The 18,956-nt window shown below is 53.1% G+C and carries 15 protein-coding genes; 8 read left to right on the top strand and 7 right to left on the bottom strand.

Going from position 1 to position 18,956, the window contains the following annotated elements; translation table 11 throughout:
• Nucleotides 1–357: 357 nt before the first annotated feature.
• Together avtA and ACLGE8_RS05310 are read right to left on the bottom strand one after the other, a co-directional pair.
• Nucleotides 358–1,611 carry a valine--pyruvate transaminase gene (avtA, locus tag ACLGE8_RS05315; RefSeq protein ID WP_410996994.1) on the bottom strand — a complete coding sequence of 418 codons (1,254 nt, stop codon included), beginning with the start codon at nt 1,609–1,611 and terminating at the stop codon, nt 358–360.
• A gap of 173 nt (nt 1,612–1,784) precedes the next feature.
• Nucleotides 1,785–3,821, bottom strand: coding sequence for an alpha-amylase (locus ACLGE8_RS05310; RefSeq protein WP_410996993.1), 2,037 nt, complete (start codon nt 3,819–3,821; stop codon nt 1,785–1,787).
• Between the two features lie 307 nt (nt 3,822–4,128).
• On the opposite strand from ACLGE8_RS05310, the gene ACLGE8_RS05305 reads away from it, so the two are divergent.
• Entirely contained in the window at nt 4,129–4,983 is an 855-nt protein-coding gene (locus tag ACLGE8_RS05305) for a protein bax (protein ID WP_410996992.1), read from the top strand.
• A gap of 56 nt (nt 4,984–5,039) precedes the next feature.
• Here the strand turns inward: ACLGE8_RS05305 and xylR are convergent, their stop codons facing one another.
• From xylR to xylF, 4 genes are all read right to left on the bottom strand, one after another.
• Complete coding sequence (gene xylR, locus ACLGE8_RS05300; RefSeq protein ID WP_410996991.1) at nt 5,040–6,224, bottom strand: D-xylose utilization transcriptional activator XylR; 1,185 nt, start codon at nt 6,222–6,224, stop codon at nt 5,040–5,042.
• Nucleotides 6,225–6,294: 70 nt separating this feature from the next.
• The gene (xylH, locus tag ACLGE8_RS05295) at nt 6,295–7,476 is read right to left on the bottom strand and encodes a xylose ABC transporter permease XylH (protein WP_220440682.1); all 1,182 of its coding nucleotides are present in this window, start codon (nt 7,474–7,476) and stop codon (nt 6,295–6,297) included.
• A complete protein-coding gene (locus ACLGE8_RS05290) occupies nt 7,454–8,995 on the bottom strand; it encodes a xylose ABC transporter ATP-binding protein (protein ID WP_410996989.1) in 1,542 nt (513 codons plus the stop codon). The genes xylH and ACLGE8_RS05290 overlap by 23 nt, the downstream gene beginning before the upstream one ends.
• A 57-nt stretch (nt 8,996–9,052) precedes the next feature.
• On the bottom strand, nt 9,053–10,045 hold the full coding sequence (gene xylF, locus ACLGE8_RS05285) for a D-xylose ABC transporter substrate-binding protein (protein ID WP_410996987.1): 993 nt from the start codon (nt 10,043–10,045) through the stop codon (nt 9,053–9,055).
• A 358-nt stretch (nt 10,046–10,403) separates the two neighbouring features.
• On the opposite strand from xylF, the gene xylA reads away from it, so the two are divergent.
• The 3 genes from xylA to yiaB all read left to right on the top strand — a co-directional run bounded on the left by xylA (nt 10,404) and on the right by yiaB (nt 13,810).
• Nucleotides 10,404–11,726, top strand: a complete 1,323-nt coding sequence (gene xylA, locus ACLGE8_RS05280; protein WP_185667441.1) for a xylose isomerase — start codon at nt 10,404–10,406, stop codon at nt 11,724–11,726.
• Between the two features lie 80 nt (nt 11,727–11,806).
• Complete coding sequence (gene xylB, locus ACLGE8_RS05275) at nt 11,807–13,261, top strand: xylulokinase (protein ID WP_410996985.1); 1,455 nt, start codon at nt 11,807–11,809, stop codon at nt 13,259–13,261.
• 168 nt (nt 13,262–13,429) lie between these two features.
• Nucleotides 13,430–13,810: an inner membrane protein YiaB gene (yiaB, locus tag ACLGE8_RS05270; protein WP_410996983.1), complete on the top strand. Its 381-nt coding sequence runs from the start codon at nt 13,430–13,432 to the stop codon at nt 13,808–13,810.
• On the opposite strand, the gene ACLGE8_RS05265 is transcribed toward yiaB, so the two are convergent.
• Nucleotides 13,772–14,767, bottom strand: a complete 996-nt coding sequence (locus tag ACLGE8_RS05265; protein WP_410996981.1) for an acyltransferase — start codon at nt 14,765–14,767, stop codon at nt 13,772–13,774. The two genes, yiaB and ACLGE8_RS05265, sit on opposite strands and share 39 nt — an antisense overlap.
• A gap of 172 nt (nt 14,768–14,939) precedes the next feature.
• On the opposite strand from ACLGE8_RS05265, the gene ACLGE8_RS05260 reads away from it, so the two are divergent.
• The 4 genes from ACLGE8_RS05260 to hokA all read left to right on the top strand — a co-directional run bounded on the left by ACLGE8_RS05260 (nt 14,940) and on the right by hokA (nt 18,856).
• Nucleotides 14,940–15,245 carry a YsaB family lipoprotein gene (locus tag ACLGE8_RS05260; RefSeq protein WP_410996979.1) on the top strand — a complete coding sequence of 102 codons (306 nt, stop codon included), beginning with the start codon at nt 14,940–14,942 and terminating at the stop codon, nt 15,243–15,245.
• A 138-nt stretch (nt 15,246–15,383) separates the two neighbouring features.
• Nucleotides 15,384–16,295, top strand: coding sequence for a glycine--tRNA ligase subunit alpha (gene glyQ, locus ACLGE8_RS05255; protein ID WP_035893112.1), 912 nt, complete (start codon nt 15,384–15,386; stop codon nt 16,293–16,295).
• 9 nt (nt 16,296–16,304) lie between these two features.
• On the top strand, nt 16,305–18,374 hold the full coding sequence (gene glyS / locus ACLGE8_RS05250; protein ID WP_410996978.1) for a glycine--tRNA ligase subunit beta: 2,070 nt from the start codon (nt 16,305–16,307) through the stop codon (nt 18,372–18,374).
• 329 nt (nt 18,375–18,703) lie between these two features.
• Nucleotides 18,704–18,856 carry a type I toxin-antitoxin system toxin HokA gene (gene hokA, locus ACLGE8_RS05245; protein ID WP_410997125.1) on the top strand — a complete coding sequence of 51 codons (153 nt, stop codon included), beginning with the start codon at nt 18,704–18,706 and terminating at the stop codon, nt 18,854–18,856.
• Nucleotides 18,857–18,956 lie beyond the last annotated feature (100 nt).

The following is an 18,956-nucleotide window of genomic DNA, read 5'->3' as shown; positions in this document are numbered from 1 at the left end:
CTCCACCAGTTAAAAACGCCGAGTGCGTATTAGTCAGTGTATGGTGAAAATTAAGCCTTGCATGGGGCGTTTATTTTCATACGAAAGTATGGATTCGTCCGATTTAACTTAGGTATAAACAAAGTCTGCTATGCAAATAAATATGATCTTGAGAAACATATTGTTACTTCACATTTAACATATTAAGTCATGGTAAATAATAGGTGTGAGTATGTAGTGGTAATGAAATAGGAGGCCGAAATTGGGAGTAATCCGAGTAGGGTAGTTAGAGGATATTTCTGTTTTCTTTTTATCAAATAACAATGGAGATCACGGAAAAATATCAGCCCCCGTTTTTAGAGACTGATATATCATATTTTAATGCTGTTCTTTCCAGGCGAATTCAATTTCTTCCGCGAGAATTTTGACACCGGCTTCAATTTTATCCGGCTCCGGCACATAGTTCATTCGCATACACTGGTGGGTGTGCGGCCAGGGTTTATCCAGCCCTGGGAAGAAGAAATCGCCAGGCACCATCAGGACGCCGCGTTTTTTCAGACGCTGATAGAGCACTTCAGTGGTAATCGGCAAATCTTTAAACCACAGCCACAGGAAGATGGCCCCTTCAGGCTTATGGATGAGGCAGCGCTCTTCCGGCAGGTAGCGGCGGATCGTGGCAATGGTTTCCTGTACGCGCTGGTAGTAGAACGGCTTGATGACCGTTTCTGACAGACGCAGCAGATCGCGACGCTTAATCATTTCGCACATGATGGCCGGCCCAATGCTGCCCGGCGCAAGACTGATGATACCGTTCATATTGCTGATGGCGGTGATTATCGATTCGTTGGCAATGATGATGCCGCAGCGGCTGCCCGGCAGGCCGAGTTTGGACAAACTCATGCACAGCACGGTGTTCGGGTTCCACAGTGGGCGCGCCTCGCTAAAGATAATGCCTGGGAAAGGAACGCCGTAAGCATTATCGATAACCAGCGGCACGCCGTGCTTATTCGCTAATGCATCGAGCTGTTTCAGTTCATCGTCGGTTATCACGTTACCCGTTGGGTTTGTTGGGCGTGAAACGCAGATCATCCCGGTGTCTTCACCGATCGGTAAATTATCGAAATCGACGTGATACTTAAACTGCCCTTCCGGGAGCAGTTCAATGTGCGGGCGGGTAGAGACAAACAGATCGTCTTCGAGGCCGGAATCCGCATAGCCAATGTACTCTGGCGTCAGCGGGAACAGGACTTTGCGAGTAGAACCGTCCGCGCGTCGACCGGCGAACAGATTGAACAAGTAGAAAAACGCGCTTTGGCTGCCATTTGTCAGTGCAATATTCTGTGGGCCGATCTCCCAACCTAATTCATTGCGCAGCATATCGGCCAGGGCGACGAGCAGTTCATTTTTGCCCTGAGGACCATCGTAATTACACAGCGCTTCAGAGACTTTGCCGCTTTCCAGCATCTCCGCCAGTAGATTATTGAAGTACGCGTTCATCTCAGGGATCTGCGCCGGGTTACCGCCGCCTAGCATGATGGCACCTGGAGTGCGTAAACCGTCGTTGAGGTCTTCCATCAGGCGGGTAATGCCTGAATGGCGGGTGAATTTGTCGCCAAAAAGTGAAAATGTCATAGCCGAGTTTCTATTGCTTGTTCTGTGAAGTCGGTAACGATAACGCCACTGACGGTAGGGTGCAAATGGCCTTGCGGAAAGGGTTTTAGCGGATAACGCGTGATATTTGTGTTTATGCAGTCGTTTATTCTAAAGAGGCTCGTATGATACATACGAGCCGTAATAAGAAAAGATTATGGCTGCCCGGCCCAGACCACCATTACTTTGTCCTCGCCCATTTCGCGAACAAAACCATAGCCTTGCGGCAGAGTGAGGGGCGTCTGTTTGCCCGCGCCAATGGCAGGGTGACGGGCGCGGAACTGGCCCAGCGTCTGCCAGTGTGCAACGACAGCGGCAGATTGGCCAGTAACGTCCTGCCAGTTCATCTGCGAGCGGGTGCCCTGTAACGGGTCAGAGCCGGTGGGCCCAAAGGGACGGCTGGACTCATCGCCGTAGAAGATCTGCACGGCACCGGGAGCAAGCAGCAGTAGTTCAGCAGCGTTATTGCCTTTCTCGCGGAACAGACGGGTATCGTGCGATGACAGATAGCTTAAGACGTTGAAGCTTTGCAGCTTGTCGGCCATTTGCTGCCAGGTCATATCGATATTGGCCAGGCAGTCGGTGGCTTTCGCTGCCTGATCCTGGTAATCGAAGTTGATCATCGCGTCAAAGCCGTGGCGGTAGTAGTCGCTCTCCATCACGCCGTGTCCCCAGGCTTCGCCAGTCATCCAGAACGGTGCCGCATCGAGCGCTTTTTGCGGGTTGGCTTTCTTCCATTCGGCTAGCGCCTCGATAGATTGCGCTTTGAGCTGCTGCCAGGCCGCCATCTCAACGTGTTTGGCGGTATCCACGCGGAAACCATCAATACCGTAGTCGCGCACCCATTGGCTGAGCCAGTGGGTGAGATAGTCGCGCGGTGTAAAATCCGCGATAGCTTTGGCGTGGGTATCCGGCTTGTGGTGGTAGAAATTCGGCAGCCCGCTCGGCGTGGTGGACTCGGTTTTTAAATCCGGCAGGAACGCCAGCGACATGGTTAAATCATCAAAACCGGGGTTGTCGTAATCACCGATATCGGTGCGGACCCATGCTTTGCCCCACCATTTTTCCCACGCGGCTTTATCGCTAAAGTTGATGTAATCGTTAAAGCTATGCCAGGTCTGGCCGGGGCCGGGTTTCCAGTCTGTCCACTGCTGGCCTAGCGTTTTTGTGACCTCATCGCCTTTAAGATAGAGCGCGCCGAACTGATACTGCTGCATATCGGCAAGGGTAGCGTAGCCGGTGTGGTTCATTACCACGTCGAACAGAATGCGTATGCCACGCTGGTGTGCGCCATCCACCAACGCGCGTAGGTCGTCTTCGCTGCCCATATTGGCGTCCAGACGTGTCCAGTCCTGGGTGTAATAGCCGTGATAGGCGTAGTGCGGGAAGTCGCCTTTTGTGCCGCCGCCAACCCAACCGTGGATCTGTTCGAGCGGCGAGCTAATCCACAGTGCATTCACTCCTAGCTTTTGCAGATAGTCGAGTTTGCTGGTCAAGCCTTTCAGATCGCCGCCGTGGAAGGTGCCAATCTCCTGCATGCCGTCGTTATGGCGACCATAGCTATGGTCGTTGCTGGGGTCGCCGTTGACGTAGCGGTCGGTCAGTACGAAATAGACCGTGGCGTTGTGCCAGCTGAAAGGCGCAGTGCTGGAGACCTCTGCGCTTTCAAGTAGCAGTAGCCCGTTGCTGTTATCGGCGGGGCGTAGCGTGATTTTCCCCTGTTTCACCGTTGCCGTCTGGCCGCTGTAAAAATCGCGTACGGTGCTGCCTTCCAGGAAAGTGTTAGTGACGTCCAGCGTTAGTGGTTTGCCGTCCCAGCGCGGGCACTGGCGGACGGCCACCGGGTTTGCGCTGCCCTGGGCATCGTTTTGTACCGCGATGGTGAGCGTTGGTGTCCCTGAGCGGGTATCAACCTCCAGTGCGTAACTGCCGTCACGAAAGAGACGCCACTGTGGCGCTTCGCCCTGGCACGGTTCCAGCGACAACATTTGGTTGAGGCGAATGGGCGAAGAGGGCTGCCAGCACTGTTGGTCAAAATTCAGTCTTAGCGGGCGAGTACCCTTAGCGAGCATTTTTTGGCTGCTGAACTTGCCGGTGCCTTCCGCTGAAAAAGCAGGAAAGCCCTCGCTGGACCAGCTCGCTGCGCTGGCAACAGTGGGAATTAGTAGCGGTATCAGGGCGGCGAATTTCATTCCGGGATCCTTGTGCCAACGAATTTTTCCTTAGTGTGCCAGTCGCTTATCGCGCTGTACTCCTCCTGGCAAAAGGAGGAGAAGCAGGGCTGAGTGATAGAGGTCAAAAAATGAACTAAAATGAGAGGTGGCTGACATTCTGCCTGCGTAATTTGCCCTATGCTGAATCGCGTCCACATGCCGATTCGGAATCGGACTATTTCCTGAGCGTGCGTTGGCGGGCTATTTTTGCTATAATTTGAGATTCAGCTCTCAATTTTTTGAAATAATAAGGCGTTGGAATGATTAAATCCGACCTGGAGACCTAATGATATCGACTCCCATTCGACGATATGGGGCCGCGATACTTATGTTACTCATCTGGACTTTTTCAGGTGGGGTGTTTGCAACAACACACACGGTAACGAAGCATCAAAAAGCCTCGGTAACAAAACATACGAAGGCGACGGCACCAAAAGTAACAAAGGCAAGTTATAGCAAGGCAAGCAGTAAACAAGAGTATTCTCGCAATAGTGTAAAGAGCAGTTCACTTCCTGATTTGCGAAAATACCCTTCCGGAACCCCAAGGAAAAGAGCGTTTCTCCGGACGGTAATGCCTTATATCACAAGCCAAAATGCGGCTATTACTGCCGATCGTAACTGGCTGGTTTCTAAGCAGTACGAAGGTCGTTGGTCGCCGTCTGAACGTGCGCGTCTGAAAGATATTGCTGCGCGCTATAAAGTCAGCTGGAACGGCAACACCCGTAAGGTGCCGTGGAACTCGCTGCTTGAGCGTGTCGACATTATCCCAGGCAGCATGGTCGCAACGATGGCAGCTGCAGAAAGCGGTTGGGGTACTTCTAAACTGGCACGTGCCAATAACAACCTGTTCGGCATGAAATGCGGTAGAGGCTGTAAAAATGGCTCAGGTTCAGTGAACGGTTACACCAAGTTTAATTCCGTAAAGGAGTCCGTTCAGGCCTACGCAGCTAACCTGAATACGCACCCGGCTTATTCCTCGTTCCGTAAATCTCGCGCCCAGATGCGTAAGTCGGATCAGGAACTCACCGCCACGGCGATGATTCATAAGTTGAAAGGGTATTCGACCAAGGGTTCAAGCTATAACGACTACCTGTTCGCGATGTACCAGGACAACCAACGTCTGATTGCTGCACATATGTAATCAGCGCTGCATTGAAAAAAGGCCTTCCACTGGAAGGCCTTTTTTATGTCTCTGGCTTAGGTTTGAATCAAGGATTCACTGTGCTGCTCGCGATACTCTTTTGGCGTGGTGTCGTACTCTTTCTTAAACACCGAATAGAAGTACTGCAATGACGGATACCCGCACATCTGTGAGATTTCGTTAATTGATAGCGAGGTTGAAACCAGCAGGCTGCGGGCTTTTTCCAGCTTTTCGCTGTGGATCACCGCATGAATTGTCTCCCCTACCTCTTCTTTAAAACGCTTCTCGAGGTTTGAACGAGAAATCCCCACCGAGTCCAGCACCTGCTCGACCTTAATGCCCTTACAGGCGTTATTGCGGATGTAGTGCATCGCCTGAATCACTGCCGGATCGTTCAATGAGCGGTAATCGGTGGAGCGTCGCTCCATCACCCGCATCGGAGGGACCAGCACGCGCTGAAGCGGCAGGACTTCGTTATCCAGCAGCCGCTGCATCAGTTTTGCTGCTTGATAGCCCATCTGCCTGGCCCCTTGCGCCACGGAGGAGAGAGCCACGCGTGAGAGGTAGCGGGTCAACTCTTCGTTATCAATGCCAATCACGCACAGCTTCTCCGGTACCGGAATATGCAGATGTTCGCAGGCTTGCAGGATATGGCGGGCGCGGGAGTCAGTAACGGCAATAATGCCGGTTTGCGGCGGGAGGGTTTGCAGCCAATCGGCAAGCCGGTTTTGCGCGTGCTGCCAGTTTTCCGGCGCGGTCTGCTGGCCCTGGTAGATGACGCCGCGATATTTCTCTTTGGCGACTATCTGGCTAAAGGCATATTCGCGCTCTTCGGCCCAGCGTTTACCGCTAGCAGAAGGAAGCCCGTAAAACGCAAAGCGATGCACCCCTTTTTCCTTCAGATGCAGAAAGGCGCTTTCGACCAGCGCGTAGTTGTCGGTGGCAATATAGTGAACGGGAGGATACTGCTCCTGACGATGATAGGAGCCACCTACGCCGACGATGGGGACGTTGACGTCGGTCAGGAGCGCTTCGATGGTTGGGTCGTCGTAGTCGGCAATAACGCCATCACCCAGCCACTCTTTGATGTTTTCGATACGTGCGCGGAAGTCTTCCTCTATGAAGATATCCCACTCAGATTGCGACGCCTGTAAGTATTCACCCACGCCTTCAACTACCTGACGATCAAAGGCTTTATTGGCATTGAATAGCAGCGTCACGCGGTGACGTTTTCCAAACATGGTTCAGGGTTCCTCGTGAATCATGAGGGGTGTTGCCGTCATGGGGAACGGCAACACCACGGCTGGGCAATCAAGCACGCCGTTTGGTTGCAGAGTCCATCCAGACGGCAAGTAATAAAATTGCACCTTTGACGATATATTGCCAGAAAGTGGGCACGTCCATCATACTCATTCCGTTGTCGAGTGAAGCCATAATAAATGCCCCCATCACCGCGCCGGCAACGCTACCGACGCCACCCGCCAGGCTGGTTCCGCCAATAACGCAGGCGGCAATGGCATCCAGTTCGGCAATGTTCCCGGCAGATGGCGAACCGGCTCCCAGACGTGAACTAAGGATCAGCCCGGCAATTGCGACCATCAGGCCATTAATGGCGAAGACCGCAAGCTTGTTGCGCTCAACGTTAATACCGGAGAGTCGCGCCGCTTCGATATTGCCGCCGATGGCGTAAATGCGCCGACCAAAAGCGGTGCGGGTTGCCATAAACATCCCTGCTAATAGCAGCAGTGTGAGCAGCAGTACCGGAGTTGGGACGCCGCGATAATCGTTGAGCAACCAGATGGCACCCAGCACGATCACCGCCGTCAGCGCCTGACGCCCCACCACGCCGCTGGATGCCGGAGTACCCAGCCCCATCGACTGGCGACGCATTCGCCCGCGCCATTGCCAGGCAACAAACGCCATCAGCCCGATGGCGCCGAAGGTAAAGCCGATGCCGTTTGGCAGATAGCTTTGACCAATCTGCGACATGGCCGCGCTGGTAGGGGAAACGGTGGTGCCGTTAGTGATGCCAATCAGAATGCCGCGGAAGGCGAGCATCCCGGCAAGGGTGACGATAAACGACGGCACTTTGCGATAGGCCACCCACCATCCGTTCCAGGCACCGAGCACCAGGCCCATCGCCAGCGTAACGATAATGGTCAGCGGCAGCGGCCAGCCCAGCCAGACGTCAAAGATGGCGGCAGCCCCACCCAGTAAGCCCATCATGGAACCGACGGAGAGGTCGATTTCGGCGGAGATAATCACAAACACCATGCCAACGGCGAGAATGCCGGTGATGGCAGTCTGGCGCAGCAGGTTTGAGACGTTTCGCGCACTGAGGTAGGCACCCTCGGTGGTCCAGGTGAAGAACAGCATAATCACAATAATGGCCGCGATCATGACGAAGACCTGCAGGTTAAGCGATTTCAGCCGCAATGCAGGGGCGGATGCAGGGGCCGCCAGTTTGATTTCAGACGGGTTGTTTTTCGACATGACGTTCACTCCTTAAAGCGGCTTCCATCACTTGTTCCTGGGTCAGATTGTCGTTGACCAGGTTGGCTTTTAATTTCCCTTCATGCATCACCAGCACTCGGTCGCTAAGACCCAGCACTTCCGGCAGTTCCGAAGAGATAACGATGACGGCAATGCCTTGCTGCACCAGTTGATTGATCAGCTTGTAGATTTCGTACTTCGCACCGATATCGATACCGCGCGTGGGTTCATCAAGAATGAGGATGCGCGGATTGAGCAGCAGGCAGCGCGCCAGAATGGCTTTTTGCTGGTTGCCGCCGCTCAGGCGGCCAATAGCGAGATCCGGCGAAGAGGTTTTGACCTTCAGGCGCTGAATGGATTGCAAAATGCACTGCTGCTCTTTGGCATCATCCAGGCTGCTGAGCGCGCCGCTGAAGTCACCCAGCGCCGCGAGAGTAATGTTCTTACCGACCGCCATCACCGGCACGATACCGTCTTTTTTACGATCTTCCGGTACCATCGCAATGCCGTGGGCAATGGCCTGCTGGCAGTTGCGGATATCCACCTGCTTGCCATCAATAAAGATTTTTCCCTCCCAGCGCCCGCGCCATACGCCAAACAGACACTGCACCGCCTCGGTTCTGCCTGCACCAACCAGACCAGCGATACCGAGAATCTCTCCACGCTTGAGGCTAAAGGAGATGTCGTTAACGCGCTTAATGTGGCGGTTCACGGGGTGCCAGGCGGTGAGGTGTTCCACACGCAGAATTTCATCGCCGGCGGTGTGAAGTTCGCTTGGGTAAAGCGCGGTCAATTCTCGCCCAACCATCATGGTGATGATGTCATCTTCGGTCATGTTGGTGGCATCGCGGGTGCCAATGTGCTGACCGTCGCGGATCACGCAGATGGTGTCAGAAATGGCTTTGACTTCGTTGAGCTTATGGGAGATGTAGACGCAGGCGATGCCATGGTTCTGTAGATCGCGAATAATCCCTAGCAGCACGCCGGTTTCCTGCTCGGTTAACGACGCGGTGGGTTCGTCGAGGATCAGCAGTCGCACCTGTTTATTCAGCGCTTTGGCAATTTCAACCAACTGTTGTTGCCCGAGCCCTAAATCTCCCACTCGCGTATCCGGCGAAATCGCCAGGTTCACCTGCGTGAGCAGCTTTTCGCAGCGCAGCGTCATGGTGTCGTAATCCAGTACGCCGTGGCGACTAATTTCCGCCCCGAGGAAAATGTTCTCTAGCACGGTCAGATGCTTAACCAGCGCCAGCTCCTGGTGAATAATGGCAATGCCTTTACGTTCGGTGTCGCGAATATGCGTCGGCTGTAGCGTCTCACCGGCAAAAATGATTTCCCCTTCATAGCTGCCATGCGGGTAAATACCGCATAGCACCTTCATTAAAGTCGATTTCCCTGAGCCATTTTCGCCGCACAGAGAAACCACTTCGCCGGGGTTTAATCGCAAGCTGACATTATCAATCGCCTTCACCACCCCGAAGGTTTTGGTGATGTTTTTCATTTCGAGTAAATACGGCATAAGTGCTTGTGCTCCGCGTAAGCCAGGCTGCCCCAGCGCGAGGCCGGGGCGGGCCGTTTAGAGTTCGCTCTTCTTATGGAAACCGTCTTTTACTACGGTCTCGTCAATATTGGTTTTATTGACTTCAATTGGTGTCAGCAGGCGGGACGGCACATCTTTCAGCCCGTTATTCAGCGTGGCGTCGGCTTTAGGCTGTTTTCCGTTACCAAGTTCGACGGCAATCTCAGCCGCGCTATTGGCCAGCAGCGTAATCGGCTTATACACGGTCATGGTCTGCGTGCCGTTGATAATGCGCTTCACGCCTGCCAGGTCGGCATCCTGGCCAGAAATGGCCACTTTGCCAGCCAGACCCTGGGCGCTGAGTGCCTGAATGGCACCGCCTGCGGTGGCATCGTTTGAGGCGACCACGGCATCCACTTTGTTATTGTTGGCGGTGAGGGCATTTTCCATGATTTTCAGCGCATTTTCCGGTAACCAGCCGTCAACCCATTGATCGCCTACGACTTTAATCTTGCCGTCATCAATATAAGGTTTTAATACTTTCATCTGCCCGGCGCGGAACAGCTTGGCATTATTATCAACCGGCGAGCCGCCCATCAGGAAATAATTTCCCTGAGGGACCTGATTGACCAGACTTTGTGCCTGCATTTCACCGACTTTTTCATTGTCGAAGGAAATATAAAAATCAATATCCGCATTATTAATCATGCGGTCATAGGCCAATACTTTAATGCCTTCTTGTTTGGCTTCTTTAATTACGTTGCTAAGTACTTGCCCGTTATAAGGAATAATAACAAGGACATCTACGCCACGGTTGATCATATTTTCAATCTGCGACATTTGCGTCTCTTCATTGCCGTTGGCGGACTGCACAAAGACCTGCGCACCCAACTGTTCGGCTTTGTTCACGAAGATGTCGCGGTCTTTTTGCCAGCGCTCCAGGCGCAGGTCATCAATAGCCATACCGATTTTAACTTCTTTAGCACTGCTCGCCATGCTGGTGAAAAGTAGCGATGCGCAGAGTGTGAGGCAAAGGTTCTTTATCTTCATAATCGTAATGCCTTCTGTAGGGATAGGAGATGAGATTGGCGATAAAAGAAACAGAGATGACTTAACACGCAGCAAATTTTTAACATGTATACGTCTGCTGGCAATTACAGATTTTTATCTTCCCATTACGATATTTCGTTTAATTGTCAATTTTTGACCGCGATCTGATTTTAAAATTACCGTATGCAAAATTTGCTGACATAAAGGGAGGCGGATTCCTATTTATTTTGCGAGCCAGCGCACATTTGTGGATTCTCTTAATAGCAGTGTGAAATAACGTAATTGAGCAACCGCAAATCAGAATTCAGTATGACAACACGAATTATTTCTCGCCGCCTGTCAGATTATGGAGTTCATTATGCAAGCTTATTTCGACCAACTGGATCGTGTTCGTTTCGAAGGCCCAAAAACCGAAAATCCGCTGGCTTTCCGCCACTACAACCCAGATGAACTCGTGCTGGGCAAACGCATGGAAGACCACCTGCGCTTTGCAGCCTGCTACTGGCATACCTTCTGCTGGAACGGCGCGGATATGTTTGGTGTTGGTTCATTTGATCGTCCGTGGCAGCAGCCAGGCGAAGCCATTGAACGTGCGAAACGTAAAGCTGACGTGGCGTTTGAATTTTTCCACAAACTGAACGTGCCTTACTACTGCTTCCACGACGTGGACGTCTCTCCGGAAGGTGCCAACCTGAAAGAGTATCTGAATAACTTTGCTCAGATGGTGGACGTGCTGGCTGAAAAACAGCAGCAAAGCGGCGTGAAGTTGCTGTGGGGTACCGCAAACTGCTTCACCAACCCACGCTACGGCGCGGGTGCAGCGACTAACCCAGACCCAGAAGTTTTTAGCTGGGCGGCGACTCAGGTGTTCACTGCGATGAATGCGACTCATAAACTGGGTGGCGAAAACTATGTGCTGTGGGGTGGTCGCGAAGGTTATGAATCGCTGCTGAATACCGACCTGCGTCAGGAGCGTGAACAGATTGGCCGCTTTATGCAGATGGTGGTTGAGCACAAACACAAAATTGGTTTCCAGGGGACGCTGCTTATCGAGCCGAAACCTCAGGAACCTACCAAGCACCAGTATGACTACGATGCATCAACCGTTTATGGCTTCCTGAAGCAGTTCGGCCTGGAAAAAGAGATTAAGCTCAATATCGAAGCGAACCACGCAACGCTGGCGGGTCACTCTTTCCATCACGAAATTGCTACCGCCATTGCGCTGGGTCTGTTTGGTTCTGTCGATGCAAACCGTGGCGACCCGCAGCTGGGCTGGGATACCGACCAGTTCCCGAACAGCGTAGAAGAAAACGCGCTGGTGATGTACGAAATCCTGAAAGCGGGTGGCTTCACCACTGGTGGCCTGAACTTCGATGCGAAAGTACGTCGTCAAAGCACCGACAAATATGACCTGTTCTACGGCCACATTGGCGCGATGGATACCATGGCGCTGTCCCTGAAAGTGGCGGCTCGTATGATTGAAGGTGGTGAGCTGGATAAACGCGTGGCGAAACGCTATGCGGGCTGGAACGGCGAACTGGGTCAGCAGATCCTTAAAGGTCAGATGTCACTGCAGGATCTGGCGAAATATGCTGAGCAGCATCAGTTGGCGCCGCAGCACCAGAGCGGCCATCAGGAACTGCTGGAAGGGCTGGTAAACCACTACCTGTTCGACAAATAAGTTCATCACGCATTTCGCAGTATACCGTGCCCGGGAGCGCAAGCTTGCCGGGCATCGTACCACCTAAAGGAGCAGTCGCGATGTATATCGGCATAGATCTAGGCACGTCTGGCGTTAAGGCGATTCTGCTTGATGAGCAGGGTACCGTCCTGGCGTCGCAGACGGAAAAACTGACGGTTTCCCGTCCGCATCCGCTATGGTCCGAACAGGACCCGGAGCAGTGGTGGCAGGCGACGGATCGTGCCATGAAGGGGCTCGGCCAGCAGCATAGCCTGCAAGGGGTGAAAGCGCTGGGGATCGCCGGGCAAATGCACGGCGCGACGCTGCTGGATAAACAACAGCGCGTGCTGCGTCCCGCGATTCTGTGGAACGATGGCCGCTGTGCACAAGAGTGTGAACTGTTGGAAGCGCAGGTTAAAACATCGCGCCAGATAACCGGTAATCTGATGATGCCGGGCTTTACCGCACCGAAACTGCTGTGGGTACAGCGCCATGAGCCTGAAATATTCCGTCAGGTTGATAAGGTTCTGCTACCAAAAGATTATCTTCGTCTACGGATGACCGGCGACTTTGCCAGCGATATGTCAGATGCTGCCGGCACCATGTGGATGGACGTGGCGAAGCGTGACTGGAGCGATGAGATGCTTGCCGCCTGCCATCTGAGCCGTGACAACATGCCCGCGCTGTATGAAGGCTGCGATATCACCGGACACCTGCTGCCAGCGGTAGCCAGCGCATGGAATATGCCCGCAGTACCGGTCGTGGCCGGTGGTGGCGATAACGCCGCGGGCGCCGTCGGCGTCGGGATGGCGGATGCCGGTCAGGCGATGCTGTCGCTTGGCACCTCTGGTGTCTATTTTGCGGTGAGCGAAGGGTTCCTGAGCAAGCCGGAAAGCGCCGTACATAGCTTCTGTCACGCGCTGCCGGGCCGTTGGCACCTGATGTCGGTGATGCTGAGCGCGGCTTCCTGTCTGGACTGGGCCGCCAGGCTGACCGGTCTGACGACCGTGCCTGCGCTGATTAGCGCGGCGGAATCTGCCGATAATCAGGCTGATCCTATCTGGTTCCTGCCGTATCTTTCCGGTGAACGCACGCCGCACAATAACCCGCAGGCCAAAGGCGTGTTCTTTGGTCTGACTCACCAGCATGGGCCTGCCGAGCTGGCGCGAGCGGTGCTCGAGGGCGTGGGCTACGCGTTGGCTGATGGGATGGACGTCGTCCATGCCTGTGGCGTGACGCCAAAGAGCATCACGCTTATCGGCGGCGGTGCGCGCAGCCCCTGGTGGCGACAGATGCTGGCGGATATTAGCGGCCTGCAGCTGGATTACCGCACCGGGGGGGATGTTGGCCCGGCGTTGGGCGCAGCGCGGCTGGCACAAATTGCCGTTAATCCGGACAAGCCGCTTTCAAACCTGTTGCCGCAACTGCAGCTGGAACAAACGCATTGCCCGGATACTCAGCAGCATGCGGTTTATCAGCAGCGCCGCGAGACTTTCCGCAGTTTGTATCAGCAGCTTCTCCCGCTGATGTCCTGATGATAAATCCCTCCTGTTCGCAGGAGGGATTTACTACTTCGATTAAACCGACTCAAACAATAAAAAAGTCACATGATTTTATTCTGAAATGCTCTCCTGATTCCCTTTTTTCAGTGTCGCCAGTCTCCCGTTTCCCATAATGTGCATTTGATGGATAAGGAGATCCCAATGAAACGTTCTGCGCTTATGGCATGGTTATTTATGCTAGTTGGAGCCCTGATTTACCTCATTGGTTTATGGCGGGCTTGTCCGTTATTAAGCGGTAAAGGCTATTTCCTGGGCGTGCTGATAACCGGCATGTTTATCATCTACGTCTACCAACGCGAGTCGAAACGCAGCCTGATGGACGATCGTTTTGTTTCTGTTTGCCAAATGATGGCACTTATTACTAGCGGGATGCTGCTGGTGGGATTATGGAATGCGCCACTCTCGCTGGTCGAAAGAGGCGCATATCTTGCGGCATTCTGTCTTTGTATATCAGGTCAGTATCTTCTGATACGGGTAACGGTATTAACTGACCAGCCTACGGGTATCGACACGCTGAAGTAGCGTAGAAAGTACCAGGCTCCCGGCAAGTGTTGCAGTGAATATCCAGAGAATATCCAGGGCAGGCCAGCGTTTTAATTCCAGACCACCGGTACGTAAGGTGTAAATAATCAGCGCGTGAAAGCCATAAATACCCAGTGAATGTTTTGAAATAAATCCCAGCCCCGGAAGGACGCGGGCATTTAGCGTGTTTTTAACCAATGTTAACAGCGATGCGGCGCAGATAAAGACCATCGGGCCGCAGTAGACGTACCAGGTGTCGGCGAAGTTGCCACGCCATTGCAATTCATGGAGCGTCCCGCGCGAAATAATCCACACCGCGGCTGCAAATAACAGCCCGCAGCACCACGTCAGCGATTTTTTATCGGTCTCCATCATGCCAATGGCGCGTCCAAGTAGCCCGTAAATAACGTAATAGAAGGTGTCGCCGTTGATGTATAAATTGATCGGCAGCCATTCAATGCCGTGCGTACTCATCGAAACGGTATTGGGGTTCGCCACCAGGCCAATCACCACCATTAAAGCCAGCAGCATCTTGCCGCTAATAGCTTTGACCTCAATCAGGGGAGAAACCAGATAAATGACGATGATGGCGAAGAAAAACCATAGGTGATAGAACACCGGTTTTTGCAGCACATGCTTCAGTGAGGCCTCAACGTTGATATGGGTAAAAGAGGCGATAAATAGCAACGCGACGGCGCTATAGAACAGTAGGCAGAGTGCAATACGTAAAAAATGGCGCGGCTGGGCGCTGCGTGGGCCAAAAAATAGGTAGCCTGAAATCATAAAAAAGAGCGGCACGCTGACGCGGGAAGCGGAGTTTAAGACATTAGCAAAGTCCCAGCTTAGCGGACTAACATCGTGCGGGTGGGTGATATACCAGGTCGTGGTATGAATCATCACTACCATCAGGCAGGCAATTCCGCGTAAGTTCTCAATCCAGTTAATTTTTGCTTGCATCGGATACCTTTTTCTCCGCTATATTTAAGGTCAGACTCGACTCAGTGCGCACTATTTCACTGGATAATTCTGAGTTTTTCCCTCCGCGCTTGTGGTGATGTAGAGATATTCGCACAATGCGGTGGTGTAAAAGGCTACAGCCTAAAATAACCGCCCGGTAAGATAAATAATAATGATGATGAAATCTCTCCCAACGTTGCTGACGCTTATTTTGCTTGCCGGGTGCTCGTCGGCTGAGCCGCCGGTGGTGCAAAAATCGCAAAGCGCGCGGGTGAATTCCGAGCGCTCGCTCTCAATGGAGCAGTTGTGCAAAGACAACGCAGCAGAGCGTTATAACACGGCGGCGAAGAAAATCGACGTCACTGGGTTTGAACGTTTTCAGGGCAGCTACGAACTGCGTGGCTATACCATGCGAAATGAAAGTTTTGTCTGTTCTTTCGATGCCGATGGCCGATTTTTACATCTCTCCATGAGCTAAAACAGGTAGGTTCGCGGCAAAAACCGGCCTGTTTTTCCCAATTTAGTCTAAACAACCTCGTTTCATACTGTATATCTCGCAGCCAGCGGGTATACTGACTCCTTCCTTTAAATCCACACGTATCCAGCACGAAATCATATGCAAAAGTTTGATACCAGGACCTTCCAGGGCCTGATCCTGACCTTACAGGATTACTGGGCTCGTCAGGGCTGCACCATTGTTCAACCACTGGACATGGAAGTTGGCGCCGGCACCTCACACCCGATGACTAGCCTGCGTGCGTTGGGGCCAGAACCGATGGCAACTGCCTACGTGCAGCCTTCCCGTCGCCCAACCGATGGCCGTTATGGCGAGAACCCGAACCGTTTACAGCACTACTATCAGTTCCAGGTAGTGATTAAGCCGTCTCCGGATAACATTCAGGAGCTGTACCTCGGATCGCTGAAAGAGCTGGGTATGGACCCGACCATTCACGACATTCGTTTCGTGGAAGACAACTGGGAAAACCCAACGCTGGGTGCCTGGGGTCTGGGTTGGGAAGTGTGGCTGAACGGCATGGAAGTGACGCAGTTCACTTACTTCCAGCAGGTTGGCGGTCTGGAATGTAAGCCGATCACCGGCGAGATCACCTACGGTCTGGAACGTCTGGCGATGTACATTCAGGGCGTAGACAGCGTTTACGACCTGGTCTGGAGCGACGGCCCGCTGGGTAAAACCACCTACGGCGACGTGTTCCATCAGAACGAAGTGGAGCAGTCCACTTACAACTTCGAATACGCGGACGTGGACTTCCTGTTCACCTGCTTCGAGCAGTACGAGAAAGAAGCGCAGCAGCTGCTGGCGCTGGAAACTCCGCTGCCGCTGCCTGCTTACGAGCGTATTCTGAAGGCCGCCCATAGCTTTAACCTGCTGGATGCGCGTAAAGCCATCTCCGTCACCGAGCGTCAGCGCTATATCCTGCGCATCCGCACCCTGACCAAAGCAGTGGCAGAAGCTTACTATGCTTCCCGTGAGGCCCTCGGCTTCCCGATGTGCAACAAGAATAAATAAGAGGCGGCCATGTCTGAAAATACTTTTCTGGTGGAAATCGGCACTGAAGAGCTGCCACCAAAAGCGCTGCGCAACCTGGCTGAATCCTTTGCTGCGAACGTCACGGCAGAGCTGGATAACGCCGGTCTCGCGCACGGTAACGTTGAATGGTTTGCTGCACCACGCCGTCTGGCGCTGAAAGTAGCAAATCTGGCGGCCGCGCAAGCGGATCGCGAAGTTGAAAAACGCGGCCCGGCAATTGCCCAGGCGTTCGACGCGGAAGGTAAACCAAGCAAAGCGGCTGAAGGCTGGGCGCGCGGCTGCGGTATCACCGTCGATCAGGCTGAACGTCTGACCACCGACAAAGGCGAATGGCTGCTGTATCGCGCGCACGTGAAGGGTGAAAGCACCGAAGCACTGCTGCCGAACATGATTGCCAATTCGCTGGCTAAGCTGCCCATTCCTAAGCTGATGCGCTGGGGCGCGTCTGACGTACACTTCGTGCGTCCGGTTCACACCGTGACCCTGCTGCTGGGTGATAAAGTCGTTCCGGCGACCATCCTCGGCGTACAGTCCGATCGCATCATCCGCGGTCACCGCTTTATGGGCGAGCCTGAGTTCACCATCGACAATGCCGACCAGTACCCGCAGATTCTGCTGGAACGCGGCATGGTGATGGCTGACTACGAAATGCGTAAGGCCAAAATTAAAGCTGATGCTGAAGAAGCGGCGCGTAAGATTGGCGGCAACGCGGATCTCAGCGAAAGCCTGCTGGAAGAAGTTACCTCGCTGGTGGAATGGCCAGTGGTGCTGACCGCGAAATTCGAAGAGAAATTCCTCGCGGTACCGGCTGAAGCGCTGGTTTACACCATGAAGGGCGACCAGAAGTACTTCCCGGTTTACGACAACGCGGGCAAGCTGCTGCCAAACTTCATCTTCGTGGCGAACATCGAGTCGAAAGACCCGCAGCAGATTATCTCCGGTAACGAGAAAGTGGTTCGTCCACGTCTTGCTGATGCAGAGTTCTTCTTCAATTCTGACCGTAAAAAACGTCTGGAAGATCATCTGCCGCGTCTGCAAACCGTGCTGTTCCAACAGCAACTGGGTACGCTGCGCGATAAGACTGACCGTATTCAGGCGCTGGCCGGCTGGATCGCGGGCCAGATTGGCGCTGACGTCAACCACGCAACCCGCGCGGGCCTGCTGTCCAAGTGTGACCTGATGACCAACATGGTCTTCGAGTTCACCGACACCCAGGGCGTGATGGGGATGCACTACGCACGCCACGATGGTGAAGCGGAAGACGTTGCCGTTGCGCTGAACGAACAGTATCAGCCACGCTTTGCCGGTGATGACCTGCCGTCTAACCCGGTTGCCTGTGCGCTGGCGATTGCTGACAAGATGGACACCCTGGCGGGTATCTTCGGTATTGGTCAGCATCCGAAAGGCGACAAAGACCCGTTTGCGCTGCGTCGTGCCGCGCTGGGCGTGCTGCGTATCATCGTTGAGAAGAACCTGCCGCTGGATTTGCAGACCCTTACCGAAGAAGCGGTACGTCTGTACGGTGACAAGCTGACCAACGCGAAAGTGGTGGATGAAGTTATCGACTTCATGCTCGGTCGTTTCCGCGCCTGGTATCAGGACGAAGGCTACACCGTTGACACCATTCAGGCGGTACTGGCACGTCGTCCAACTCGTCCGGCAGACTTCGATGCCCGTATGAAGGCGGTGTCCCACTTCCGCACTCTGGAAGAGGCCTCTGCGCTGGCTGCGGCCAACAAGCGTGTATCCAACATCCTGGCGAAATCTGACGAGACGTTGAACGATATCGTTCACGCTTCCGTGCTGAAAGAAGCGGCGGAAATTAAGCTGGCGGGTAACCTGGTTGTGCTGCGCGACAAGCTGCAGCCGTACTTTGCGGAAGGTCGTTATCAGGATGCGCTGATTGAACTGGCTGCTCTGCGTGAGCCAGTGGATGAGTTCTTCGAGAACGTGATGGTTAACGCTGAAGACCAGAACGTGCGCGTGAACCGTCTGACGCTACTGTCTAAACTGCGCGATCTGTTCTTGCAGGTAGCGGATATTTCGCTGCTGCAGTAATTGTTCTGCTTATAAATAAAAACCTGCTCTCGGGCAGGTTTTTTTATGTCTGAGATATTATTACCTGAACCATTAATAATTCCAGTTTTAATATATATGCTTATAGGTGTTCATGGTTGAAAAATATTTTATGAATACATCAAAGTAAGATGGTTTAATATTTAAGGTAGAATGATTGCGGGTGCTTGAGACTGTCTGTCTCAGGTATTCGCCCGATGGCAGACAGAGAAAAGCCCCACCTGACGTTAAATCAAAGTGAGGCCAACTCTATGCATGAACACCATAAGGTTAGCCTCTTACTTGTTGAAAATCAACACAGGAGGCAAAGGATGCCGCAAAAATCTATGTTGTGTAGTTTGATAGTGATATGTCTCACTATTCTATTATTTACCTGGATGGTTCGTGATTCATTATGTGAATCGCATATTAAGCAAGGAAACAATGAATTAGCGGCATCTTTAGCCTGCGGTATTAGACAGTAAGGGCGTACGGCGGGGGATATTCCCCGCCTCTATTGCGGCGTTATGCAGGCTCAATGCACCCTATTTTATTTACCAAAATAATATTAAGGCTTTCCGTTCG

The organism is Kluyvera sp. 142486, from assembly GCF_046569695.1.
Lineage (GTDB): Bacteria > Pseudomonadota > Gammaproteobacteria > Enterobacterales > Enterobacteriaceae > Kluyvera.
The sequence above is the reverse complement of the archived record's forward strand: the minus strand, read 5'-3'. Positions and strand labels throughout refer to the sequence as shown.

Coding starts and splice junctions, on each gene's coding strand:
- avtA (WP_410996994.1), bottom strand. CDS start 1,611: ATGACATTTTCACTTTTTGGCGACAAATTCACCCGCCATTCAGGCATT.
- ACLGE8_RS05310 (WP_410996993.1), bottom strand. CDS start 3,821: ATGAAATTCGCCGCCCTGATACCGCTACTAATTCCCACTGTTGCCAGC.
- ACLGE8_RS05305 (WP_410996992.1), top strand. CDS start 4,129: ATGATATCGACTCCCATTCGACGATATGGGGCCGCGATACTTATGTTA.
- xylR (WP_410996991.1), bottom strand. CDS start 6,224: ATGTTTGGAAAACGTCACCGCGTGACGCTGCTATTCAATGCCAATAAA.
- xylH (WP_220440682.1), bottom strand. CDS start 7,476: ATGTCGAAAAACAACCCGTCTGAAATCAAACTGGCGGCCCCTGCATCC.
- ACLGE8_RS05290 (WP_410996989.1), bottom strand. CDS start 8,995: ATGCCGTATTTACTCGAAATGAAAAACATCACCAAAACCTTCGGGGTG.
- xylF (WP_410996987.1), bottom strand. CDS start 10,045: ATGAAGATAAAGAACCTTTGCCTCACACTCTGCGCATCGCTACTTTTC.
- xylA (WP_185667441.1), top strand. CDS start 10,404: ATGCAAGCTTATTTCGACCAACTGGATCGTGTTCGTTTCGAAGGCCCA.
- xylB (WP_410996985.1), top strand. CDS start 11,807: ATGTATATCGGCATAGATCTAGGCACGTCTGGCGTTAAGGCGATTCTG.
- yiaB (WP_410996983.1), top strand. CDS start 13,430: ATGAAACGTTCTGCGCTTATGGCATGGTTATTTATGCTAGTTGGAGCC.
- ACLGE8_RS05265 (WP_410996981.1), bottom strand. CDS start 14,767: ATGCAAGCAAAAATTAACTGGATTGAGAACTTACGCGGAATTGCCTGC.
- ACLGE8_RS05260 (WP_410996979.1), top strand. CDS start 14,940: ATGATGATGAAATCTCTCCCAACGTTGCTGACGCTTATTTTGCTTGCC.
- glyQ (WP_035893112.1), top strand. CDS start 15,384: ATGCAAAAGTTTGATACCAGGACCTTCCAGGGCCTGATCCTGACCTTA.
- glyS (WP_410996978.1), top strand. CDS start 16,305: ATGTCTGAAAATACTTTTCTGGTGGAAATCGGCACTGAAGAGCTGCCA.
- hokA (WP_410997125.1), top strand. CDS start 18,704: ATGCCGCAAAAATCTATGTTGTGTAGTTTGATAGTGATATGTCTCACT.